We start from the raw sequence: 22,486 nt of genomic DNA, 5'->3' as shown, positions 1-22,486 counted from the left end.
ATGCTCGACCGCCTCATCGACTGGTCCGCGAAGAACGTCTTCCTCGTGCTGCTCGCGACGCTGTTCGTCATCGGCGGCGGGCTGTACGCGGTGAAGAACACGCCGCTCGACGCGCTGCCGGACCTGTCGGACGTGCAGGTGATCGTGTTCACCGACTTCCCCGGCCAGGCGCCGCAGGTCGTCGAGGACCAGGTGACCTATCCGCTGACGACCTCGATGCTCGCGGTGCCGCGTGCGAAAGTCGTGCGCGGCTTCTCGATGTTCGGTGCGTCCTACGTCTACGTGATCTTCGAGGACGGCACCGACATCTACTGGGCGCGCTCGCGCGTGCTCGAATACCTGTCGTCGGTCGCCGGCCGGCTGCCGCAGGGCGTCGCACCCCAGATCGGGCCGGATGCGACCGGTGTCGGCTGGGTCTATCAGTACGCGGTGACCGGCAAGAACCTGTCGCTCGCCGAGACGAGGAGCCTGCAGGACTGGTACATCCGCTACCAGCTGACGAAAGCCGGCGGCGTGTCGGAAGTCGCAAGCGTCGGCGGCTTCGTGCGCGAATACCAGGTCACCGTCGACCCGCACCGGCTCGCGACCTTCGGCCTCGCGCTCGACGACGTCAGCCGCGTGATCCGCGAGTCGAACCGCGACGTCGGCGGGCGCGTCGTCGAGATGGCCGAGAAGGAATACATGGTGCGCGGCCGCGGCTATCTGCGCGGCGCCGACGACATCGCGAACCTGGTGCTCAAAACCGAAGGCGGCACGCCGGTGCGCGTCGCCGACATCGGCCGCGTCGAGCTCGTGCCGGCCGAGCGCCGTGGCATCGCGGAGTTGAACGGCGAAGGCGAAGTGGCAAGCGGCATCGTCATGGCGCGCTTCGGCCAGAACGCGCTCGACGTCATCGCGAACGTCAAGGCGAAGATCGCCGAGATCGCGCCGGGCCTGCCCGAAGGCGCCGAGATCGTGCCGGTCTATGACCGCTCGACGCTGATCGAGCGCGCGATTGCGAACCTGAAGTGGACGCTGCTCGAAGAGAGCCTGATCGTCGCGGCAGTCTGCGTGATTTTCCTGCTGCACGTCAGGAGCGCGTTCGTCGCGATCATCACGCTGCCGCTCGGCATCCTCATCGCGTTCATCGCGATGCGTTTCCTCGACCTGGGCTCGAACATCATGAGTCTCGGCGGCATCGCGATCGCGATCGGCGCGATGGTCGATGCCGCGATCGTCATGATCGAGAACGCGCACAAGCGCCTCGAACATCTGCCGGAGGGCGCGACACAGGCCGACCGTACGCACACGATCATCCGCGCGTGCAAGGAAGTCGGGCCGGCGCTGTTCTTCTCGCTGCTGATCATCACCGTGTCGTTCCTGCCGGTGTTCACGCTCGAAGGGCAGGAAGGCCGGATGTTCTCGCCGCTCGCGTTCACAAAGACTTTCGCGATGGCGGGCGCGGCGATCCTGTCGGTGACGCTGGTGCCGGTGCTGATGCTGTTCTTCGTGCGCGGGCGCATCCTGCCCGAGGCGAAGAACCCGGTGAACCGCTTCCTGATCTGGGTCTACCGGCCGATCATCCGCGGCGTGATGCGACACAAAGTGCTGACGCTCGTCGCCGCGGTGGCGGCGATGGCCGTGACGGTGTTCCCGGCGCGCCAGCTCGGCTCCGAGTTCATGCCGACCCTGAACGAAGGCACCCTCTTCTACATGCCAGCGGCGCTGCCCGGCATGTCGGTGACCGAAGCCGGGCGCCTCTTGGCGACGACCAACCGCATCATCAAGACTTTCCCCGAAGTCGAATCGGTCTACGGCAAGGCCGGGCGCGCGCTGTCGGCGACCGACCCGGCGCCGCTAGAGATGTTCGAGACGGTCGTAAACCTCAAGCCGCAGACCGACTGGCGGCCAGGCATGACGACCGACAGGCTGATCGCCGAGATGGACGCAGCGCTGAAATTCCCCGGCGTCGCGAACTCCTGGACGATGCCGATCAAGGCGCGCCTCGACATGCTCGCGACCGGCATCCGCACGCCGATCGGCGTCAAGGTGTTCGGCAACGATCTGGCGACGATCGAGCAGGTCGCCAAACAGGTCGAAGCCGCGGTGCGCAACGTCCCGGGCGCGTCCAGCGCATATGCCGAGCGCGTCAGCGGCGGCTACTACCTCGACATCGTGCCGCGCCGTGACCAGCTCGCGCGCTACGGGCTGACGGTCAATGCGTTGCAGGAAGTCGTCGCGACCGCGCTCGGCGGCGACATGGTCACGACTGCGGTCGAAGGGCTTGAACGCTACAACGTCACGGTGCGCTACCCGCGCGGCCTGCGCGACGACCCGCAGCGCATCGCGGCCGAAGTGTACGTGCCGACGACGAGCGGCCCGATCCCGCTCGGCCAGCTCGCCGACGTGCGGCTCACGCGCGGCTCGCCCGGCATCCGCACCGAGAACGCGCTGCTCGCCGCGTACGTATACGTCGACACGCGCGACGCCGACCTCGGCGCATTCGTCAAGCGCGCGCAGCAGGCGGTCGCCGGAGAGGTGACGTTCCCGCCCGGTTACTACGCGACCTGGAGCGGCCAGTTCGAGTACATGGAGCGCGCGAAGGAGAAGATGAAGGTCGTGCTGCCGCTGACGCTCGGGCTGATCTTCGTGCTGCTGTACCTGAACTTCCGGCGCCTGACCGAGACCTTGATCGTGATGCTGTCGGTGCCGTTCGCGCTGGTCGGCGGCGTGTGGCTGATGTGGTGGCTCGGCTACCAGATGAGCGTCGCGGTCGCGGTCGGCTTCATCGCGCTCGCCGGCGTCGCGGCCGAAACCGGCGTCGTGATGCTGATCTACCTCGATCACGCTTGGGAAGCGATCCGCGCGAAACGGCTCGCCGAAGGCCGCGAGCCGACGGTCGCCGATCTTTACGAAGCGATCATGGAAGGCGCGGTCGAGCGGGTGCGGCCGAAGATGATGACGGTCATCGCGATCATGGCGGGCCTGCTGCCGATCATGTGGGGCACGGGCACCGGCTCCGAAGTCATGAGCCGCATCGCCGCGCCGATGGTCGGCGGCATGATCTCGTCGACGGTGCTGACGCTCGGCGTGATCCCCGCGCTGTATGCGCTCGTCAAGCAGTGGCAGCTGCGGCGGGAGCTGCAATCCGGTGCGGGCGCACCGGTCGCGGCACCGGCGGTGACGAGCCGATGAACGCGAAGCTGCACGGCACGCCGGTCGACTTTTTCCGCTGCCGTTTTCACGCTCGGAGCTCCGGGGTCCTTAACCTTAACCCGCCGCGGTCGGCGATTTCCCGAACGATGTTCGCCGCCGGCACGCTGTTGCTGCTCGCCCTCGCCCCCGCGGGCGGGACCTCGGCGCAGCCGCCGGATGCGGCGCCGCTGCCGACGCTCCGTCAGGCCGTCGAGGCGGCATGGTCGCGCAGCGTGAACGCCCGCGCCGCGGGCACCCGCCGCGACGAACAGGCCGCGCGGCGCGGCGCCGCGGCGAGCTGGACCCCGGAGCCGCCTGCGCTGACCCTGACCCGGCGCTCCGACGAACTGAACCGTGACGAAGGCGCGCGCGAGATCGAAGCGGAACTCGAGGTGCCGCTATGGCTGCCCGGCACCCGCACGGCGGCCGTGGCGCTCGCCGACGCCGAAGGCGACGCGCTCGAAGCCCGGCTCGTACGCGCCCGGCTCGAGATCGCCGGCGAAGTACGCGAGGCGATCTGGTCACTGCGTCTGGCGGCGAGCGAAGCCGACGCCGACGAGCGCCGCGTCGGCGAAGCCGAAGCGCTGGCCGCCGACGTCGCGCGGCGCGTGGCGGCGGGCGACCTTGCGCGGGTCGATGCGAACAACGCGCAGGCCGCGGTCCAGCAGGCGCGCGCCGCGCTCGCTCGGGCCCAGGCGGGGCTGCGGCGCGAAGAGCGCCTGTACGCCGCGCTGACCGGGCTCACCGCGCCGCCGGTCGGGCAGGAGCCCGAGCCCGCCGCGGCCGACGTCGATCACCATGCCGGGCTCGTCGAGTTGCGGCAGACCACGGCCGTCGCGCGCAACCGGCTGCGCCACGCGAGCGCCGACACGCGCGACGCGCCCGAGCTGATCCTCGGCGTGACGCGCGAGCGCGGCGAATTCGGCGCGCGCTACGCGACGACGACCACCGTCGGCATCCGGGTGCCGTTCGGCACCGACGCGCGCAACCGACCCCGCATCGCCGCAGCGAACGCCGAGCTCGTCGAAGCCGAAAGCGGGGCGGCGCTGCAGCGCGAGCGCGTGCTGGCCGGCATCGACATCGCGCGCGCCGAGCTCGACCGCGCGCGCGATGCCGAGCGTTTCAGCGCCGAGCACGCACGGCTTGCCGCGGACACCCGGCAACTTCTCGCGAAAGCGTTCGACCTCGGCGAGATCGACCTGCCGGCGCGGCTGCGGGCCGAGAACGACCATTTCAACGCGCAGCTCGCGCTCGCCCGTGCGCGCCTCGAAACCGGGCGCGCCGCGTCCCGGCTCCGACAAGCTTACGGATTATTGCCTTGAATCCCTTCTTCCGCACCGTTCCCGGCTTCGTTCGCCGACTCGCGCTGGCGCTCGCCGTCGGCCTCGCCGCGCCGGCGCTGGCAGGCCCCGGCCACGAGGGCGGCCACGATCACGACGAGGCGCCGATCGTCACGAGCGGCGCGGCGCTGCCGCGCTTCGAGGCGCACTCGGATCTGTTCGAAGTCGTCGGCACGCTGCGCGGCGGCGAGCTCGCGCTGACGCTCGACGACTACGCGACGAACGCCCCGGTGGCCGGGGCCCGCGTCGAGCTCGAATCCGGCAGCTACCGGAGCGTCGGCGAGCCGGTGGAGGCGGGCAGCTACCGCTTCGGCGACACGCCGTTCGCGGCGCCCGGGACGTATCCGGTGATGCTCACGGTCAGCGCCGGTGACGACGTGGACCTGCTCGCGGCCGATCTGGTGGTGGCAGCGCCGGCGGTCGACGCGGCCACCGGCAGCGCGTCGCTCCGCGAGCGCCTGCTGTGGGGCGCAGGCGGCGTGCTCGCGCTCGTCACGCTCGGCCTGGGCGTGCGCGCCCGCCTGCAACGCCGCCCGCGCCCGGGCGCGTGAACCCTTCGAACGGATCCTTGATGAATACCTTGCATTGTCCACCTGCCGCGCGCGGGCTCGTCGCGGCGGCCACGCTCGTCGCCTTCCTCGTACCGGGGGCGGTCGTCGCCGACGCCGGCCACGACCACGGCGACGAGACGCCGCTCGTCGCCCCCGCCGACGCGCCCAAGCGCCTGCCGGACGGATCAGTGTTCCTGCCGAAGCGCGCGCAGCGTCAGCTCGGGGTGCGCACCGTGATCGCCGAGCCCCGGTCGCTGCCGCAGACATGGCAGTGGATCGGCCGCGTCGTCATGGACCCGAACGCCGGCGGCAAGGTGCAGCCGACGATCGACGGGCGCATCGAGGCCGGCGCCCGCGGCCTGCCGGTGCTCGGCCAGGCCGTGCGCCGGGGCGAAGTCCTCGCCGTCGTGCGCCCGTCGGCGAGCCCGATCGAGCGCGCCGAGCAGAGCGCGCAGGCCGCCGAGCTGCGCGCCACCCTCGAGATCGCGAAGAAGCGCCTCGAGCGCCTGCAGCAGCTCGAAGGCAGCGTGCCGCAGAAGGAGATCGACGCCGCGCGCATCGACGTGCAGAGCCTCGGCGAGCGGCTAGGGGCGATCGGCGGCAGCCTGGCCCGCAGCGAGACGCTGGTCGCGCCGGTGTCGGGCGTCATCGCGGCGAGCCACGTCGTCGCCGGGCAGGTCGTCGAGGCGCGCGAGTTGCTGTTCGAGATCGTCGATCCCGCTCGGCTGCAGGTCGAAGCGATCGCGCACGACGCCGCGCAGGCGGTCGGTGTCGCCCAGGCGTCCGCATCAGTGGATGGTGGCAGGACCGCGTTCCCGCTCGAATGGGTCGGCGCCGGGAGCACGCTGCGCGATCAGAGCCTGCCGGTACTGTTCCGCACCGTCCCCGGCAGCACGCCGCCGCTCGCCGTCGGCCAGCCGCTGCAGGTCATCGTGCAGACACGCGAACAGATCGACGGCATCCCGGTGCCGAGCGCAGCGCTGGTCAAGAACTCCGCGAACCAGGAGATCGTCTGGGTGCATGGCACGGCCGAGCGCTTCGCGCCGCGCACGGTGCGCTACCGCCCGCTCGACGGCGCGACCGTGGCCGTCACCGCCGGGCTCGCTGCCGGCGAGCGCGTCGTCGTCGAAGGCGCGCCGCTCGTCAATCAGGTTCGCTGAAGGGCCCCGCATGTTCGACTGGCTCGTCCATCAATCCCTGCGCAACCGCCTGATGGTGCTCGCGCTCGCTGCGGTCATGATGATCTACGGCGGCCTCACGCTCGTGCGCACGCCGGTCGACGTTTTCCCCGACCTGAACCGGCCGCAGGTGACGCTGCAGATCGAAGCCGGCGGCATGGCGCCCGAAGAGGTCGAGCAGCTCATCACGATCCCGCTCGAAGTGTCGATGAGCGGGCTGCCGGGCGTGAGCGCGGTGCGCTCGGTGTCGTCGGTCGGCCTCGCCTTCGTCTATGTCAGCTTCGACTGGAGCGTCGATATCTACCGCGCGCGCCAGATCGTCAACGAGCGCTTCACGACCGTGCGCGACCAGCTCCCCGCCGGCATCGAGCACGCGGCGATGGGGCCGATCAGCTCGATCATGGGCGAAATCCTGCTGATCGCGATGCCGATCGACCCTTTGCGGATCGACCCGATGGCGACGCGCGAATACGCCGACTTCGTGCTGCGCCCGCGGCTGCTGGCGGTGCCCGGCATCGCCCAGGTGATCCCGATCGGCGGCGAGGTGCGCCAGTACCAGGTGCAGCCCGACACCGCGCGCATGGCCGCGCTCGGCGTCAGCGTCGACGACATCGCGGGCGCGCTGAAGGGTTTTTCGGCGAACACCAGCGGCGGCTTCCTCGAACTCAACGCGCGCGAATACCTGATCCGCCACATCGGCCACACGACCCGGCTCGCCGATCTCGAACGGCTGCCGGTGGCCTCCCGCAACGGGCGCAGCATCCTGTTGAAGCAGGTCGCCGCGGTCAGCTTCGCGCCGGCGATCAAGCGCGGCGACGCCGGCTTCAACGGCCAGCCGGCGGTGATCCTGTCGGTGCAGAAGCAGCCCGACGCGGACACCGTGAAGCTCACGCGCGAAGTCGAAGCGGCGCTCGGCGAGCTGAAGAAGTCGCTGCCCGCCGGCATGGACGCGCCACGCGTGACTTTCCGCCAGGCGAACTTCATCGAGTCGTCGATCGGCAACCTGCAGGGCAAGCTCGTCGCCGCTTCGGCGATCGTCGCCGTCGTGCTGTATCTGTTCCTCGCCAACCTGCGCACGACGCTGATCTCGCTCGTCGCGATTCCGGCCTCGATCCTGACGACGGTGCTGGTGTTCCGCTACTTCGGCATGTCGATCAACACGATGACGCTCGGGGGCCTGGCGATCGCGATCGGCGAGCTCGTCGATGACGCGGTCGTCGGCGTCGAGAACGTGCTGCGGCGCCTGAAGCAGGACCGCCAGCGCGGCGCCGAAGGGCACGCGCGGCTCAACCCGCTGGAAGTCATCGGCAAGGCGACGCTGGAAGTGCGCTCGGCGATCGTCTATGCGACCTTCATCATCGTGCTGGTGTTCGTGCCGCTGTTCGCGCTGCCGGGTATCGAAGGCCGGCTGTTCATGCCGCTCGGGGTCGCGTACATCACGTCGATCCTCGCGTCGATGCTGGTGTCGGTGACGCTGACGCCGGTGATGGCGTTCTATCTGCTGCCGCGCATGACGAGCCTCGACCACGGCGAGCCGAAGCTCGTGCAGTGGCTGAAGGCGCGCTACGCGAAGGCGCTCCACTGGGGCTTCGAGCATGCGCGGCTGCTCGTCGCCGCCGCCGCCGTCGCGGTACTCGCCGCGCTCGCGCTCGTGCCGTTCTTCCCGACGACCTTCCTGCCGCCGTTCAACGAAGGCACGGTGCTCGTCGGCCTGCGGCTGAACCCCGGCACGACGCTGACCGAGTCGGTGCGCATCGCGCAGCAGGCGGAGCTCTCGATCCGCGAGGTGCCCGAAGTCGTGCATGTCGGCCGCCGCTCGGGCCGCGCCGAGATGGACGAGCATGCCGAGGGCGTGCATTCGTCGGAGCTCGACATCGCCCTCGGGCCGAGCGAACGCCCGCTGGACCCCATCTACGCCGACATCCGGGCGCGGCTCGCGAGCCTGCCGGCGAACATCGGCATCGGCCAGCCGATCAGCCACCGCATCGACCACCTGCTGTCGGGCGTGCGCGCGCAGATCGCGATCAAGATCTTCGGCGACGATCTCGACACGCTGCGCGCGCAGGCCGACGCGCTGCGCGGGCGGCTCGCCGGTATCGAGGGCCTGGCCGACCTCGAGATCGAAAAGCAGGTGCTGACGCCGCAGATCAAGGTGCGCGTCGACTTCGACGCCGCCGAAGCCTATGGCCTGCCGCCGTCGAAGCTGCTCGCCGAGCTGAAGATGCTCGTCGACGGCGAGCGCATCACGCAGGTCATCGAAGGCAACCGGCGGTTCAACCTGGTGCTGCGCCTGCCGGATGCCGCGCGCTCGGTCGGCGGCCTCGCCAACGTGCTGATCGACACGCCCGCCGGACGCGTGCCGCTCGCGAAACTTGCGCACATCGACGAATCGGACGGCCCGAACCAGATCAGCCGCGACGACGGCAAGCGCCGCATCGTGCTGTCGGCCAATGCGTCGCAGCGCCCGCTGTCGGACGTCATCGCCGACATCCGCGGCGTGATCGCCGACACGCCGCTGCCGGAAGGCTACTTCGTCGACCTCGGCGGGCAGTTCGAGGCGCAGGAGGAATCGAGCCGCCTGATCGGCCTGCTGTCGCTGGTGTCGGCGGCGATGGTGTTCCTCGTGCTCTACAGCCGCTACCGCAGCACCGCGCTTGCGCTGATGATCATGGTGAACATCCCGCTCGCGCTGGTCGGCTCGGTGATCGGCCTGTGGCTCTCCGGCCAGCCGCTGTCGGTCGCCGCGCTGATCGGCTTCATCACGCTGGCAGGCATCTCGACGCGCAACGGCATCCTCAAGGTCAGCCACTACATCAACCTGTGCGCCTTCGAGGAGGAGAAGTTCGACCAGCAGATGCTCATCCGCGGCTCGCTCGAACGCCTGACGCCGGTACTGATGACCGCGCTCGTCGCCGCGTTCGCGCTCGCGCCGCTGCTGTTCGAGGCCGAGCAGCCCGGCACCGAGATCCTGCATCCGGTCGCGGTCGTGATCTTCTCCGGCCTGATCAGCTCGACGCTGCTCGACACTTTCCTGACGCCGGCGATGGTGTGGCTCTTCGGCCGCAAACCGATCGAACGCCTCGTCGCCGACGCGGGCCAGGACGCGTACCGATGTTCCCCGTGAACGCCCTCCCCACCCCGAAGGAGAAACCATGAAGACCCTGCCCGCCCCTCTCGCCACCCTGCTCGCCGCCGTCGCGATCCTGTCCGCTCCGGCCGCCTTCGCCGGCGCCGGCCACGACCTCGCGCCGAAACACGGCGGAGCGGTCGTCGAAGTGAAGGAAGTCGTCTATGAGCTCGTCGCGACGCCCGACACGCTGAGCCTCTACCTCGATGACCACGGCCGGAAGATCGACACGACCGGCGCGACCGCGAAAGTCACGCTGCTGAGCGGCGCCGAAAAGAGCGAAGCCAGCCTCGCGCCCGCCGGCGACAACAAGCTCGAAGCGAAAGGCACGTTCAAGGTCGCCCCCGGCACCAAGGCCGTCGCGGTGGTCACGCTGGCGGGCAAGGCGCCGGCGACGGCGCGCTTCGCGATCAAGTAAGGACGCGAGCCGGGACCGGCGGTCGAAGCTTCGCGCGGCTACGACAAACCTGCCGCTACCGCGCATGGCCGACAGCCGGATTCGTCGCTGCGTTTTTCCGGTGGAAAGCTTGATTCTTCCCCCCAGCGAACATAACATCTGAACATGTTATATTCATCGGGAAACGTCATGAACTTCAACATCTACCTCGACGACCAGACCGGCCGGCAGCTCGTTGCCGCGGCCGAACGTACCGGGGAAACGAAGAACGCGCTGATCCGCAAGGCAGTGAGCGAGTGGCTCGCGCGGCATGGCACGCCGCAGTGGCCCGATGAAGTGCTTGGCTTCGAGGGCGTGGCCGACATGCCGCCCCTGGAAGCCGGCCGCAGCACGCTGAAACCGCCGCTGACGGATCCGCTGGCATGAAGTACCTGCTCGACACCTGCACGGTCAGCGACTTCGTCAAGGGACAGCCGGGCGTGCTGGCGCGCATCAAGGCTACCGCGCCGACTCTGATCGGCATTTCCAGCGTCACGCGCATGGAACTCGAATTCGGGCTGAGGCTCAACCCGGAGCGCGCCAGAAGACTCGCGCCGGTCATCGACGCTTTTCTCGGCTCGATCACGACCTTCCCGTTCGATGACGCCGACGCACAGGCGGCGGCCGGTATTCGCGCCGCACTGCAGCGTCAGGGACAGCCGATCGGTGCCTACGACGTGCTGATCGCCGGCTGCGCCCTTGCCCGCGGCCTGATCGTGGTGACGTCCAATGTCAGCGAATTCGCGCGGGTCGGCGGGCTGGTGGTGGAAAACTGGCGCTGAACCTGCCCCGCGCGGATCCAGGTCGAACATGCCGATATCGTTCCACCTGCGCCCCCTGCGTCAGGATGACCGAAATGTAATCTTCGCGTCAGCCTCCTGTCGACCGGCGCGGGCTATGATGAATTCATCTTCAGCACGGGGAGCGCAGCATGCACTTGCATCACCCTCCAGCCCACGCAACGGCCGAACGGTCTGACCCGGCCTGCGCAAGTTCCCTGTCTGGTTCCGGCTACGCCGACTTAGGAGACAAATCATGAAAACGATCCTGACTGCAGTCGCGATATCCCTGGTCGCGGCCCTTCCCGCCTACGCCGACGATGCGCACCACCCCGACCAACCCGCGGCCGTCTCCGCCCCGACGCCCGAAACGACGGTGCAGAAGATGCGGGACAACACGAGCAAGATGCAGTCGCAACTCGAGGCCGTGGCCGCAGCCAAGGATCCCGAGGAGCGGCAGAAACTGCTGATGGAGCACATGCAGACCATGCGTGAAAACATGATGCTGGGCCAGCAGATGGCGAGGGGCCAGATGGGCTGCCCGATGATGGGTGACATGGGCATGATGCAGGGGATGGGAATGATGATGGCTCCGGGCACGGGCGCCGCATCGACCGAAGCCATCACCAACCGCATGCACCAGATGGAGCGGCGCATGGACATGATGCAGATGATGATGGAGCGGATGCCGAAGCCGACGGGTAAATCCACCGGAAAATGATCGTCATCCGCTGAACATCTTCCAGCCCCGTCCGTGACATGGACATGGCGTCCGGGCTGGCGCGGCATGTCCTGCGGCGCTCCAGTCCGCCTGATTGCAGCGTGATCGGCTCGTTCGCTGGGTGAACCGACCTCGACCCAGGCGCACCGGTCGCGCCATGGGTGAGGCGGACATGACATGCGAGTTAAGCGCTGATGCCCGTGGAAGAGGCTCTGAGACGGACACCCCGATAAGGCTCCGGTCATCCAGCGGAAAGGCTTGCGCGTCTATCCCGATACATGAGCTCCACGAGGAAACCATCATGGTCATCGACCCTGTCTGCGGAATGAAGGTGCAGGAGCAGTCAGCGGCAGGCAGCGCCGAGTTCGAGGGGCAGCGCTATTACTTCTGCTCCACGTCCTGCCTGACGAAGTTCCAGGCGAACGCTCCGGTCTATGCAAGATCGGCGGCGCCGGCCCTCCCATCGGCCCGGCACGCCCATCGCCACCCGCACGGCGAGCACGCTCTCGGCGCGCCACCAGTGACGGCACCGGCGAGCGCGGGCAAGGACATGGCGAAGGACCCGATCTGCGGCATGGTCGTCAACAAGGCGACCGCGCTGAAGACCGAGCGGGCGGGGCGGACGTATTACTTCTGCAGTGTCGGCTGCCAGCGCACCTTCGAATCCCCGGAAACCGAGCTGAAATCCATGCGCACGCGCGTGGCGATTGCGCTGACCGGCGTGCTGGCGCTGGCGATCCTGCGTGCCGGGGCCTTCCTCGCGCTGGCGACGGGCGCGACCATCGTGACCTGGGCGCCGATCCCTGCCCTGCCCTGGTTCACCTGGGGCATGTGGCTGTTCCTGCTCGTGACGCCGGTGCAGTTCATCGGCGGCTGGAGCTTCTACAAGGGGTCATGGACCGCAATTCGCACGCGCACGATCAACATGGACTTCCTGATCGCGCTCGGCACCTCGGTGGCGTACCTCTACAGCGTTGCGGTGCTGTTTTTCCCCGAAGTGCTGCCGGTCAAGGTCGAAGAGCGCGATGTCTATTTCGAGGTCTCCGCGGTCATCATCGCATTCGTGCTGCTCGGGCGCTACATGGAGGAGATGATCAAGAAGCGCTCGTCGGCCGCGGTGCGAAAACTCCTCGACCTGAAACCGGCGACGGCCCGCGTCATCCGCGACGGCGTCGAGATGGAGGTACCGGCCGAGTCGGTGATGGTGGACGAAGTGGTCGCCGTGCGGCCGGGCGAGCGGCTTCCCACCGACGGCGTCGTTACCGAGGGCAACTCGTCCGTGGATGAGTCGATGCTGACGGGCGAGTCGATGCCGGCGGAAAAGACGGTCGGCTCGCCGGTCATCGGCGGCACGCTGAACCGCACCGGGGCCTTCCGCTTCACGGCGACTAAAGTCGGTGCGGAAACCGCGCTGGCGCAGATCATCAAGATGGTCGAGGACGCCCAGGCGAGTACCGCCCATATCCAGCGCATCGCCGACAAGGTCACAGGCTACTTCGTACCCGCCGTCGTGGCGGTCGCCTTCCTCGCCTTCTTCGGCTGGTGGGGAGCGGGCAATTTTCCGCAGGGGCTGCTCGCCTTCATCGCCGTGCTGATCATCGCCTGCCCGTGCGCACTCGGCATCGCCACACCCGCGGCGCTGATGGTCGGCGTCGGCAAGGGGGCCGAAGCCGGGATCCTGATCCGCGGCGGAGAAGTGCTGGAGCGCGCCCAGCAGCTCACGACGGTGGTGTTCGACAAGACCGGCACCCTCACCCGCGGCGAACCCGCCGTGACCGACATCGTGGTGCTCGGCGCTCGTCCCGAGGCGGAGGTTCTGCAACTGGCGGCGGCACTCGAAGCCGGCTCCGAACATCCGCTGGGCGAGGCGATCGTGCGCGCGGCACAGCACCGCGCCATCACGCTCCCGGCGACGTCGAGGTTCGAGGCGGTGCCGGGCCACGGCGTGCGCGGCGAGATCGACGGGCAGCGAGTGGCACTGGGCAACCGACGCATGTTCGACGTGGAGGGCGTGGCCACCGTGCAGGCGGAAGAAGCGATGACGCGCCTCGAATCGGAAGGCAAGACCGCGATGCTCGTCGGTGTGGACGGCGCGCTGCTCGGCGTCATCGCCGTGGCCGACACGCTCAAGCCCGAGGCGAAGGAAGCCGTCGCGACGCTGCGGGCCGAAGGCATAGACGTCGTGATGCTGACCGGAGACAACCAGCGCACCGCGAACGCCATCGCGAAGGAGTTGGGGATCACCGAGGTCATCGCCGAGGTGCTGCCCGAATCCAAGGCGAAGATCATCCAGTCGCTGCAGCAGCAGGGAAAATGCGTCGCGATGGTGGGCGACGGGGTCAATGATGCGCCGGCGCTCGCCACCGCCGACATCGGCATCGCCATCGGTTCGGGCTCGGACGTCGCGAAGGAAACCGGCAGCATCATCCTGATCCGCAACGACGTGCGCGACGTCGTCGAATCGATCCGTCTGTCGCGGGCGACGATGCGCAAGATCAAGCAGAACCTGTTCTGGGCGTTCGCCTATAACACGGTCGGCATCCCGATTGCGGCGCTCGGTTTCCTCAACCCGATCATCGCCGGCGCGGCGATGGCGCTGTCCTCGCTGTCGGTCATCGTCAACTCGGCCCTGCTGAAGCGCCGGAAACTGGGCACGGCGTGAGTGCCGCCGGATGAACCGACGCATCGACAACTGGATGTGGATCTGCCCCGCCCTGGCCATTGCGATGGCGGCGGCGATCCTGTGGCTGTGGGGACTCACGTGGGCGAGCGCGATCGTGGTCGCCATTCTGCTTATCTGCCCGGCGTTGCTCATCTGGGGTGCCTTGCAGTTGCGCCGCTCAAACGCCTTTCCCCCAGGCCCCGTCCCGCACACGGCGGGAATGACCATGGGCTGGGCTGCACCGATCTATGATTGGTACTGTCCCAAGCTCGGTCTCGGCAAAGCCTTTCGGATCGAGACGCTGCGCCATGCCGCCCTGCGCCCAGGCGAGCGCGTGCTGGAAGTTGGCTGCGGCACGGGCGTGCTGACCCGGCTCGCCGCAGAAGCAGTCGGGCCGTCGGGCGAGGCCGTCGGGATTGACGCGGCACCGGCGATGATCGGCGTCGCACGTGAGAATGCCGCCCGCGCGGGCAGCCGCGCGAGCTTCCAGCTTGCCGCGATCGAAACGCTGCCGTTTCCCGACGCCTCATTCGACGTGGTGCTGGCGAGCGTGATGCTGCATCACCTGCCGCCGCAGGCGAAGGAAGCCGGGCTCAAGAGTGTGCGACGCGTCCTGAAGCCCTCGGGACGTCTTGTCATCGCCGACCTCGACCGGCCGGCGAACCCGCTGTGGTGGCTGCTGGTCTGGCCCTTGCTGGCGATGCCGATGACTGCCGGCAACCTGCGCGGCGAGATCCCCGCTTTTCTGCATCGGAGCGGATTCGGCTCAGTCCGAAGGCACGGGCGCTGGATGCAGTTGCTGTCTTTCTGGGTGGCACGTCCCGCTTCAACGCAAGGAGAAGGATCATGAGAAAAGAGTACCCGCGAACGATTCGGCACTGGATCGCTGCGCTGATCATGCTGGTCACGGCGGCTTTCGCCCATGCGGTCGAGTCGGGGCAGCACGCAACCGTGCAGGGCATCGAGATCTATTACGGCATCCTGCCCGCACAGGTCGCCGGCAAGCACCCGCTGCCTCACGAAGAGCGGGCCATGCATGGCGGCGTTTCCACCGGGAAGAACGCCTATCACCTGGTCGTCGCCCTCTTTGATACGGCCGGCCAGCGCATCACCGAGGCCGATGTGCGGGCGACCGTGGCCGACCTCGGCCTGGCCGGTACACGCAAGCAACTTGAGCCGATGCGTATCGAAGAAGCGACGAGCTTCGGCGGCTATTTCATCCTGACGGGCGATGGCCCGTACCGAATCGCGTTGGAAATCCGCCTGCCCGGAACAGCGAAGCCGATTGAAGCCTTATTCGAATACCGCCGCCGTTAATGGGGAGACACATGAAATCGCTGGACGACAAGGAGCAGTCATCCCATCCACACGCCCGCTCCGGCTCGCGGGCGAAGTGGGTCTTCGCCGGATTTCTCGCGCTGGCGGTGTTCTTGCTTTTCACCGAGCACCGCGCCCACGTACTCGGCTTCCTCCCCTGGCTGATAGTGCTCGCGTGTCCGCTGATGCATCTGTTCATGCATGGCGGTCACGGCGGGCACGATCACGGGACGAAGCCGAGAAGTGTGCAAGGAGATGAAAAATGAGCGACACGCCCGCCTATGGCCTGTGGTCGCTGGTCGTGATCAATTCGCTGTTCTTCATCGCGTTCGCGTTCAGCTTCGCCAGGCCGCGCAGCAAGCGCGACTGGCGCTCGTTCGGTGCCTACTCGGCGTTCATCGTCGCGCTGTTCACCGAGATGTATGGCTTCCCGCTGACGATTTACCTGCTGTCCGGCTGGCTGTCGTCGCGTTTTCCGGGGGTGGATTTCCTCGCCCATGATTCCGGGCACCTGCTCGAGACGATGGTCGGCTGGCGCTCGAATCCGCATTTCGGCCCCTTCCACCTGCTCAGCACGGTGTTCATCGTCGGCGGATTCTGGCTGCTCGCGAAAGCCTGGCCGGTGCTCTACGAAGCCCAGCGCGAGCACCGGGTGGCCGACAGCGGTCCCTATGCCAGCATCCGACATCCCCAGTACGTCGCCTTCGTGCTCGTGATGTTCGGCTTCCTGCTGCAGTGGCCGACGCTGATCACGCTCGTGCTGTTCCCGATCCTGCTCGTCGTCTACGCGCGGCTCGCGCGGCACGAGGAGCGCGACGCGGTCGCCGAATTCGGCGATGCGTACCGCCGCTACCTCGAACGCACGCCCGCGTTCATCCCCCGCCTGGGTGCGCAACAGTCCGGGGCGCCGCGGAACTGACGAAACCGGGTTCGATCGCACGGCCATCGAGGGAGATTGCGGCCTTGAACGATTCACGCACTTCGACCACTTCAGCGGCGACATGCAGTTGCTGCGGCGCTCTCATCGCATCCCGGGACCGGCCGGAAACCGGCGATGCGCTCTGCGAACGCTGCTTTCTCGAACCGCTCGCGGCGGAGTGTTCGGCTTGCGGCGATCTGAACGCCGGTTTCGCCGAAGCGCTCGCCAGCGCGCTCGATCTGCGCGAACACGAGACCGGTCTCCACTCGCGGCGCGTCGCCTGCCACACGGTCGTCCTGGCAAAACGCTTCTTTCCGCACGACGAGCGGCGCCTCACCCAAATTTACTGGGGCGCGCTGCTTCACGACATCGGGAAGATCGGCGTCCCGGACCGTATCTTGTTGAAGAACGGACCGCTCGACGACGACGAATGGACCGTGATGCGCCGCCATCCCGACGACGGCCATCACCTCGTCAGTCACCTCGCAGGCATGGAGGACGCGGCAGAAATCGTGCGCTGCCACGAGGAACGCTTCGACGGCACAGGGTATCCGCGTGGTTTGCGTGGCGAAGCCATCCCGTTGGGGGCGCGACTGTTTGCCGTGATCGACGCGCTCGATGCGATGACCTCGGACCGCCCCTATCGGCACGCGCTGCCGTTCGAAACGGCGATGGCGGAAATCCGGCGCATGAGCGGCAGCCAGTTCGACCCTGAGGCGGTCCGGCTTTTCGTTGCCGAAGAGCCGGCTTTGCGGCGCATGGTCGAGTTGAAGTGCAGCGAAGCCGATTTCGGCCGAACCGACCGGCCATCGCACCGGCGAACGTAGCGGCCATCGCAGTGGTGAAGGCGGCACGTGTCGGCAGGCCGCGTCGGCATCCTGACTCATCTGTAATCCGTTCGTCATCGACCGGACAGCCGCGCCGGCGCACACTGACAGCGTCTTCAAGAGACTCGGGCGCGGCCAGCCGGACGCTCCCGATCCGATTCAACGCCCATCGCCGGAGATCATCATGAAACGCACGACAAGCTTCGTCCTCAGCGTATTTGCCATCGCCATGACGTTTTCCGTCGGCGCAGGCGCCGCGCAGGATACCCCCCCGGTCGATGCCAAAGGGGAAAACACGGAGACCACCGCGCCGGGCAGCCCGGCGCAGGTGAAACCGCGCCACAGCCATGTCGCCGAAAAGCTCGGCGTGCCCGCCAGGCAAGCGGCGCCCTCGGGCGAAAGATCCGTGCACGAGGACAAGACGCCGGACAAGCGGCACGATCACCAGCGCGACATGAAGTAACGCGATGTCCCGCCCTTTCATGCATTTCAAATCCGGGCAGACCCACGGCGAGCGCTGCGTCTGCCACCTTCTCGCAGCCGCCGCGGGCTGTTCCGGGAACGCCGTGAGCTACCGTTATTGCGCCGTCGTGCTGCGCAGGCGCTGGATCGTCGAATGCGATCATGGCTGCATCGGAATGCCCGGGACTGAAAACCGTTCAGGCAAGTGACGCGACATCGGACCGATCCGGTCGCGTCAAACAGAGTCTGATCAGCAACGAATAGGTCCGGCGTACCCACTCACGCGAAAATGGCGATGGCCCCATGTCTGCGGGCAAGGGGGGCCATCCGGAACCTGGCGCGGCCGCGCGCCTTCTCTTCAGTTGCCGCGACGATCGTGATTCAGCGCATCGTCGAGACGCCAGACCTCGTTGCCCTTCATCATGATCTTCTGGCCATCCTTCGTCTCCATCGCGTGGCCCTCCTTCATCGAGACAACCTGGCCGGCCTTGTTTTCCATGGCCATCTTGCCGTCCTTGAACACATACACCGTGGAACCGTCCTTCAGTTCGTAGAACTTGGCGACGTTGACCTTGTCGGCGGCGAAAACCGAGGTGGCGATCAGTACGGACGCGGCGGCGGCGGCGATTTTCATCAACATGATTTACTCCTTGTGAGCTGTGTTACTTCGGATCAAACCGGGCGGGTAACGCCGTGTTCGAATCAGGCGCTCGCGTTCGAGCAACCCTGGACACATGCTAGGCGGACGCCACTGACCACAAGATGACCTGAGCATTACTTTTGGTTCATCTTCCGGTCATCTCCCGGACAGGCGGGGCTCCCGCTGATGCATCTGTTCATGCATGGCGGGCATGGCGGTCACCGCGGCCGGGCACGAGGCAGACTCATCGTCGATGCATCGTCGCTCCACCGCCCGGTTGTTTTGTCCTGCCGAATCCACCGCCCGGTCGTTTTGTCCTGCCGAATCCGGGCATCTCTTACCATAGGCCGCTTACCGCGTTCGCGGTACCTTGCGATCATCCGCGGCCTTTGCCGCATGCGTGGATCACGCCGCCATGCTTATTGTTTCGGCCCCTCCGATCGAAGTCCTGCTCGTCGATGACCAGCGGGCGATCCTGGCCGGCGTGACCGCGCTGATCGAGAGCGAGGCGCCGCGTATGCGCTGACTTCGAGGCGCAACTGATCGAAATGGATGGCGAGGACGATCATGTTCACCTGTGGGTGGAATATCCGCCGAAGGTGGCCGTCTCCCACCTCGTCAACAGCCTCAAGGGCGTGTCCAGCCGCTTGCTGCGCAAGGAGCGGCCCGACATCGAGAAACGCTACTGGAAAGGCGTGCTGTGGTCGCCTTCCTACTTCGCCTCATCCTGCGGCGGGGCGCCGATTTCCATCGTGCGCCAGTACATCGAACAACAGCAGAGCCCACACTGAAACCACCAGGACGGCTACGCCGCCCGCGCTATCCTTCCCCGGCCTGAAGGCCGGGGCTTGCCGCGCACCGGGTCAGACTCGCCTGCGGTTTGTCCATGCCGTGCAACCCACTGCCCCCACGGCGGCCCAGCCCGCTAGTCGAATTGTCATAGGCGCGACGGGCATCTCCTCCCGCGCGCGCAGCGTCCGCCGCGCACTAAAGTGGATGTGTCCGGCGGGTTCGGCAAGCCATTGCGCGAGCTCCTCGGCAGGTCGGGCGACCGGCACGGCGGGCCGCAATCCGCAATCCGCAATCCGCAGGCCGCCGCAGCGTCGTGCCGGGTTTTCCCGTTCCCGAGACGTCAGCCGTTACCCCGGAGGACAAGATCATGCGTCATACCACCTTCGTCGCACCGCTCGTCGGCGCCTTGTTCCTGCTCGCCGCGCCACTCGCCGATGCCGGCGGCCTCCCAGCGGGCGTCACGCCACCGCCGCGCTTCGCGCCGGACCGGGTCCTGGTCGCCTTCCGGCCCGGCACGCCAGGCGCCGACATCGCGCAGGCGCATGCCGCCGCCGGGGCGCAACTGGTGCGGCGCTTCGCGGCGATCGGCGTGCAGGTGCTCGCGGTGCCGCCGGGGACGGTCGAGGACGCGATTGCGCTCTATCAGCGCAATCCCAATGTCCGCTATGCCGAACCGAACCATTACCGGCTGCTGGTCCTGCCCACCGAGGGTGCGGACCCGTCGCCGCCGGTGGGGCTCGGCATCGATTACTTTCCCGAACAGTGGGGGCTCGACAACACCGCCCAGCCGCTGTACGAACCGGATACCGGCGCCAACGTGACGGGCACGCTGAATGCGGATATCGACGCGCCGCAGGCCTGGGATCTCTCGCGTGGCAGCGACACCGTCAGGATCGCGATCCTCGATGCCGGCGTCGAATGTACCCACGTCGATCTGCTCGGCAAATGTGTCGAGCAGAAGAACTTCACGATCAGCAGCACGCCCGGCGACCTGATCGGACACGGCACGCACGTCGCGGGCATTGCCGCCGCCAACACCGACAACGGCAGGGGCACCGCCGGCGTGGGGTGGAGCGCGAAAATCGGCTCGCTGAAAGTGTGCCGCGAATACCCGTCGGAGTCCTTTCCGCTGCTCGGCATGTGCGACGTCGCGGACTCGGTCGAAGGCATCCTCTATGCCGCCGATCAGGGCTACAAGGTCATCAACATGAGCTACGGCAGCGACCCCAATCCCTATTCACCGTCGCAGGCCGAAGCGGATGCGATCACGTACGCCTGGAACAAGGGCGTGGTGCTGGTCGCCGCGGCGGGTAACGACTATGCGGCGACCCGCCACTACCCGGCCGCCTTCCCCGAAGTCATCTCCGTCGCGGCAACCGACCGGCACGACAACCTCGCGTATTTCTCGAGCTTCGGTTCCGCCTGGGTGTCGGTCGCCGCGCCCGGCCACAACATTCTCTCCGCCTATCCGAACGCCGCCTGCGGCTTGCCCGCGAACGACCCCGACGGCTGCTACACCTGGCTGTCGGGCACTTCGATGGCGTCGCCGCACGTCGCCGGCGTCGCCGCGCTGGTCTGGGCGCACTATCCCGGCATCACGAATGCGCAAGTGCGCAGCCACATCGAAGACGGCGCCGACGCACAGGGCGCGCTCGGCCAGAACTTCCGCGCCTGGGTGAAATACGGCCGGGTGAATGCCTACCAGGCCCTGACCGCCGACGATCCCGCCCCGCCCCCCGCCAACATCAGCCTGACCGCCACCGGCTACAAGGTCAAAGGCCTGCAGAAGGCCAATCTGCAATGGACCGGCGCAACATCCACCTTCGTCGACGTCTGGCGCAACGGCAGCGTCGTGTCCACCCCTCCCGAGAGCAACGACGGGGCCTACACCGACCCCATCAACAAGAACGGCGGCGGCGCCTACACCTACAAGCTGTGCGAAGCGGGAACGGCCACCTGCTCGAACGAGGCCGTCGTCGTTTTCTAGCGCTTCGCACATCCGCAGCCTTCGGGCGGGTTAGCCGCAGGCGCGCCCCGCCGCCCACCCGCGCGGCGCGCGCCGCGCATCAGCGCCCTGCCCACCGTGCGAGGCCCGACGCCCGCGCGCGCTGCATGCTGGACGCGTGGAAGCAATGCCAATATCATTACGCGCTTCGTCCTCTGAAAGACGGATCGCGCCATGACATCAACAACGGAAGCGGATCAATACGACAGCCCGTGGAAGGAAGCGCTCGAAGAAGCCTTCCCCGAATTCATCGCCTTCTACTTTCCCGACGCCCATCGCCAGATCGACTGGACGCACGAACATGTCTTTCTCGACCAGGAACTCCGCCAGGTCGTGCGCGATGCCGAGCTCGGCCGGCGCTTCGTCGATAAGCTGGTGCGGGTCACGCGCCTCGGCGGCGGCGAAGGATGGGTGTACGTCCATGTCGAGGTGCAGGGCAGCCGCGAAGCGGACTTTGCCAGGCGCATGTTCGTCTACAACTACCGCCTCTTCGACCGCTACGACCGCCCGGTGGCGAGCCTCGCCGTGCTCGCGGATGAAGAGGCCGGGTGGCGACCCGACCAGTTCCACGTCGAAGCATTCGGCTGCGAGACCGGCATCCGCTTCCCGGTCGCCAAACTGACGGACCACGCCGAGCGGCTCGACGCCCTGCTCGCGGACACGAACCCGTTCGCGCTCATAACCGCGGCCCACCTGCTCACCCGCCAGACCCGCCAGGATCCCGCCACCCGCTTCCAGGCCAAACGCCGGCTCGTTCGCCTGCTCTACGAACGCGACTGGAACAAGCGCCGCATCCTGCGCCTGTTCTCGGTGCTCGACTGGATGATGCAGCTGCCGAAGGCCCTCGAGGCCAAACTGTGGCAGGATATCGAAGACATTGAAGGAGAACGGAAAGTGCGATACGTGACCAGCGTCGAACGGCTCGCGACTGAGCGCGGCATGCAACAGGGCATGGAAAAAGGCATGGAGAAAGGCATGGAGAAAGGCATGGAGAAAGGCCGTATCGAAGGCGAAGGCACCATCCTGCGCCGCCTGCTCACCCGCCGCTTCGGTCCGCTTCCGCAGAACGTCCTCGACCGCCTTGCCCGTGCCGACTCCGAGCAACTGGAAACCTGGGCGGACCGGGTGATCGACGCCGCGAGCCTCGACGAAGTCTTCGCAGAGGACTGACTCGGCCGGCACGTCGTCGGCAAACTGGTGCAGTCGCAGACATTGAAGGAGAACGGAAAGTGCGATACGTGACCAGCGTCGAACGGCTCGCAATCGAGCGCGGCATGGAAAAGGGCCTGGAGCAAGGCATAGTGAAGGGCGAAGGCACCATCCTGCGCCGCCAGCTCACCCGCCGCTTCGGCCCGCTTCCGCAGGACGTGCTCGACCGCCTCGCCCGCGCCGAGTCCGCGCAACTGGAAACCTGGGCCGACCGCGTGATCGACGCCACGAACCTCGACGAAGTCTTCGCCGAGGACTGACCATCGCGAGAGTCCGGCTCGCGGAACTGCCTCGACGACACATTGCAGGAGCGGCTTCAGCCGCGAACCGGCCCATTCGCGGCTGAG

21 protein-coding genes and 1 pseudogene are annotated in these 22,486 nt (G+C 67.4%); 21 read left to right on the top strand and 1 reads right to left on the bottom strand.

Annotated elements, in window-relative coordinates:
- From GO606_RS06340 to GO606_RS06265, 16 genes are all read left to right on the top strand, one after another.
- Complete coding sequence (locus GO606_RS06340; RefSeq protein WP_169118766.1) at positions 1-3,174, top strand: efflux RND transporter permease subunit; 3,174 nt, start codon at positions 1-3, stop codon at positions 3,172-3,174.
- A 107-nt stretch (positions 3,175-3,281) separates the two neighbouring features.
- The gene (locus GO606_RS06335; protein WP_169118767.1) at positions 3,282-4,496 is read left to right on the top strand and encodes a TolC family protein; all 1,215 of its coding nucleotides are present in this window, start codon (positions 3,282-3,284) and stop codon (positions 4,494-4,496) included.
- Positions 4,493-5,065, top strand: coding sequence for a hypothetical protein (locus tag GO606_RS06330; protein ID WP_169118768.1), 573 nt, complete (start codon positions 4,493-4,495; stop codon positions 5,063-5,065). The genes GO606_RS06335 and GO606_RS06330 overlap by 4 nt, the downstream gene beginning before the upstream one ends.
- A 20-nt stretch (positions 5,066-5,085) precedes the next feature.
- Positions 5,086-6,225, top strand: coding sequence for an efflux RND transporter periplasmic adaptor subunit (locus GO606_RS06325; protein ID WP_169118769.1), 1,140 nt, complete (start codon positions 5,086-5,088; stop codon positions 6,223-6,225).
- Between the two features lie 10 nt (positions 6,226-6,235).
- A complete protein-coding gene (locus GO606_RS06320; RefSeq protein ID WP_246979413.1) occupies positions 6,236-9,367 on the top strand; it encodes an efflux RND transporter permease subunit in 3,132 nt (1,043 codons plus the stop codon).
- A gap of 28 nt (positions 9,368-9,395) precedes the next feature.
- Positions 9,396-9,788 carry a hypothetical protein gene (locus GO606_RS06315; RefSeq protein ID WP_169120166.1) on the top strand — a complete coding sequence of 131 codons (393 nt, stop codon included), beginning with the start codon at positions 9,396-9,398 and terminating at the stop codon, positions 9,786-9,788.
- Positions 9,789-9,956: 168 nt separating this feature from the next.
- The gene (locus tag GO606_RS06310; protein WP_169120168.1) at positions 9,957-10,193 is read left to right on the top strand and encodes a ribbon-helix-helix protein, CopG family; all 237 of its coding nucleotides are present in this window, start codon (positions 9,957-9,959) and stop codon (positions 10,191-10,193) included.
- Positions 10,190-10,588 carry a type II toxin-antitoxin system VapC family toxin gene (locus GO606_RS06305; RefSeq protein WP_169120170.1) on the top strand — a complete coding sequence of 133 codons (399 nt, stop codon included), beginning with the start codon at positions 10,190-10,192 and terminating at the stop codon, positions 10,586-10,588. The genes GO606_RS06310 and GO606_RS06305 overlap by 4 nt, the downstream gene beginning before the upstream one ends.
- Before the next feature lie 253 nt (positions 10,589-10,841).
- Positions 10,842-11,306: a hypothetical protein gene (locus GO606_RS06300; RefSeq protein WP_169120172.1), complete on the top strand. Its 465-nt coding sequence runs from the start codon at positions 10,842-10,844 to the stop codon at positions 11,304-11,306.
- Positions 11,307-11,607: 301 nt separating this feature from the next.
- A complete protein-coding gene (locus tag GO606_RS06295) occupies positions 11,608-13,968 on the top strand; it encodes a heavy metal translocating P-type ATPase (protein ID WP_169120174.1) in 2,361 nt (786 codons plus the stop codon).
- A 10-nt stretch (positions 13,969-13,978) separates the two neighbouring features.
- Positions 13,979-14,818, top strand: a complete 840-nt coding sequence (locus GO606_RS06290; RefSeq protein WP_246979411.1) for a class I SAM-dependent methyltransferase — start codon at positions 13,979-13,981, stop codon at positions 14,816-14,818.
- 47 nt (positions 14,819-14,865) lie between these two features.
- Positions 14,866-15,285, top strand: a complete 420-nt coding sequence (locus GO606_RS06285) for a hypothetical protein (protein ID WP_246979409.1) — start codon at positions 14,866-14,868, stop codon at positions 15,283-15,285.
- 11 nt (positions 15,286-15,296) lie between these two features.
- Positions 15,297-15,551 (top strand): DUF2933 domain-containing protein, encoded by a 255-nt coding sequence (locus tag GO606_RS06280; protein ID WP_169120176.1) that lies wholly within the window; start codon positions 15,297-15,299, stop codon positions 15,549-15,551.
- A complete protein-coding gene (locus tag GO606_RS06275; protein WP_169120178.1) occupies positions 15,548-16,204 on the top strand; it encodes a methyltransferase family protein in 657 nt (218 codons plus the stop codon). Before GO606_RS06280 ends, GO606_RS06275 begins: the two co-directional genes overlap by 4 nt.
- A 44-nt stretch (positions 16,205-16,248) precedes the next feature.
- On the top strand, positions 16,249-17,031 hold the full coding sequence (locus tag GO606_RS06270) for an HD-GYP domain-containing protein (RefSeq protein ID WP_169120179.1): 783 nt from the start codon (positions 16,249-16,251) through the stop codon (positions 17,029-17,031).
- 184 nt (positions 17,032-17,215) lie between these two features.
- Positions 17,216-17,494 carry a hypothetical protein gene (locus tag GO606_RS06265; protein ID WP_169120181.1) on the top strand — a complete coding sequence of 93 codons (279 nt, stop codon included), beginning with the start codon at positions 17,216-17,218 and terminating at the stop codon, positions 17,492-17,494.
- A 357-nt stretch (positions 17,495-17,851) separates the two neighbouring features.
- On the opposite strand, the gene copK is transcribed toward GO606_RS06265, so the two are convergent.
- Positions 17,852-18,133 (bottom strand): periplasmic Cu(I)/Cu(II)-binding protein CopK, encoded by a 282-nt coding sequence (copK, locus tag GO606_RS06260; RefSeq protein ID WP_169120183.1) that lies wholly within the window; start codon positions 18,131-18,133, stop codon positions 17,852-17,854.
- Between the two features lie 147 nt (positions 18,134-18,280).
- On the opposite strand from copK, the gene GO606_RS22080 reads away from it, so the two are divergent.
- The 5 genes and pseudogenes from GO606_RS22080 (at position 18,281) to GO606_RS06240 (ending at position 22,399) form a co-directional block, all read left to right on the top strand.
- The gene (locus tag GO606_RS22080) at positions 18,281-18,595 is read left to right on the top strand and encodes a DUF2933 domain-containing protein (RefSeq protein ID WP_425532200.1); all 315 of its coding nucleotides are present in this window, start codon (positions 18,281-18,283) and stop codon (positions 18,593-18,595) included.
- A gap of 50 nt (positions 18,596-18,645) precedes the next feature.
- Positions 18,646-18,924, top strand: a pseudogene (gene tnpA / locus GO606_RS06255) (IS200/IS605 family transposase); the annotation flags it as partial.
- Between the two features lie 368 nt (positions 18,925-19,292).
- Complete coding sequence (locus tag GO606_RS06250) at positions 19,293-20,912, top strand: S8 family serine peptidase (protein WP_169120187.1); 1,620 nt, start codon at positions 19,293-19,295, stop codon at positions 20,910-20,912.
- 192 nt (positions 20,913-21,104) lie between these two features.
- Positions 21,105-22,100, top strand: coding sequence for a DUF4351 domain-containing protein (locus GO606_RS06245; protein WP_246979407.1), 996 nt, complete (start codon positions 21,105-21,107; stop codon positions 22,098-22,100).
- A gap of 59 nt (positions 22,101-22,159) precedes the next feature.
- Entirely contained in the window at positions 22,160-22,399 is a 240-nt protein-coding gene (locus GO606_RS06240; protein WP_169119186.1) for a DUF4351 domain-containing protein, read from the top strand.
- The last annotated feature ends 87 nt before the right edge of the window (positions 22,400-22,486 follow it).

The organism is Aromatoleum anaerobium, assembly GCF_012910705.2.
Lineage (GTDB): Bacteria > Pseudomonadota > Gammaproteobacteria > Burkholderiales > Rhodocyclaceae > Aromatoleum > Aromatoleum anaerobium.
The sequence above is the reverse complement of the archived record's forward strand: the minus strand, read 5'-3'. Positions and strand labels throughout refer to the sequence as shown.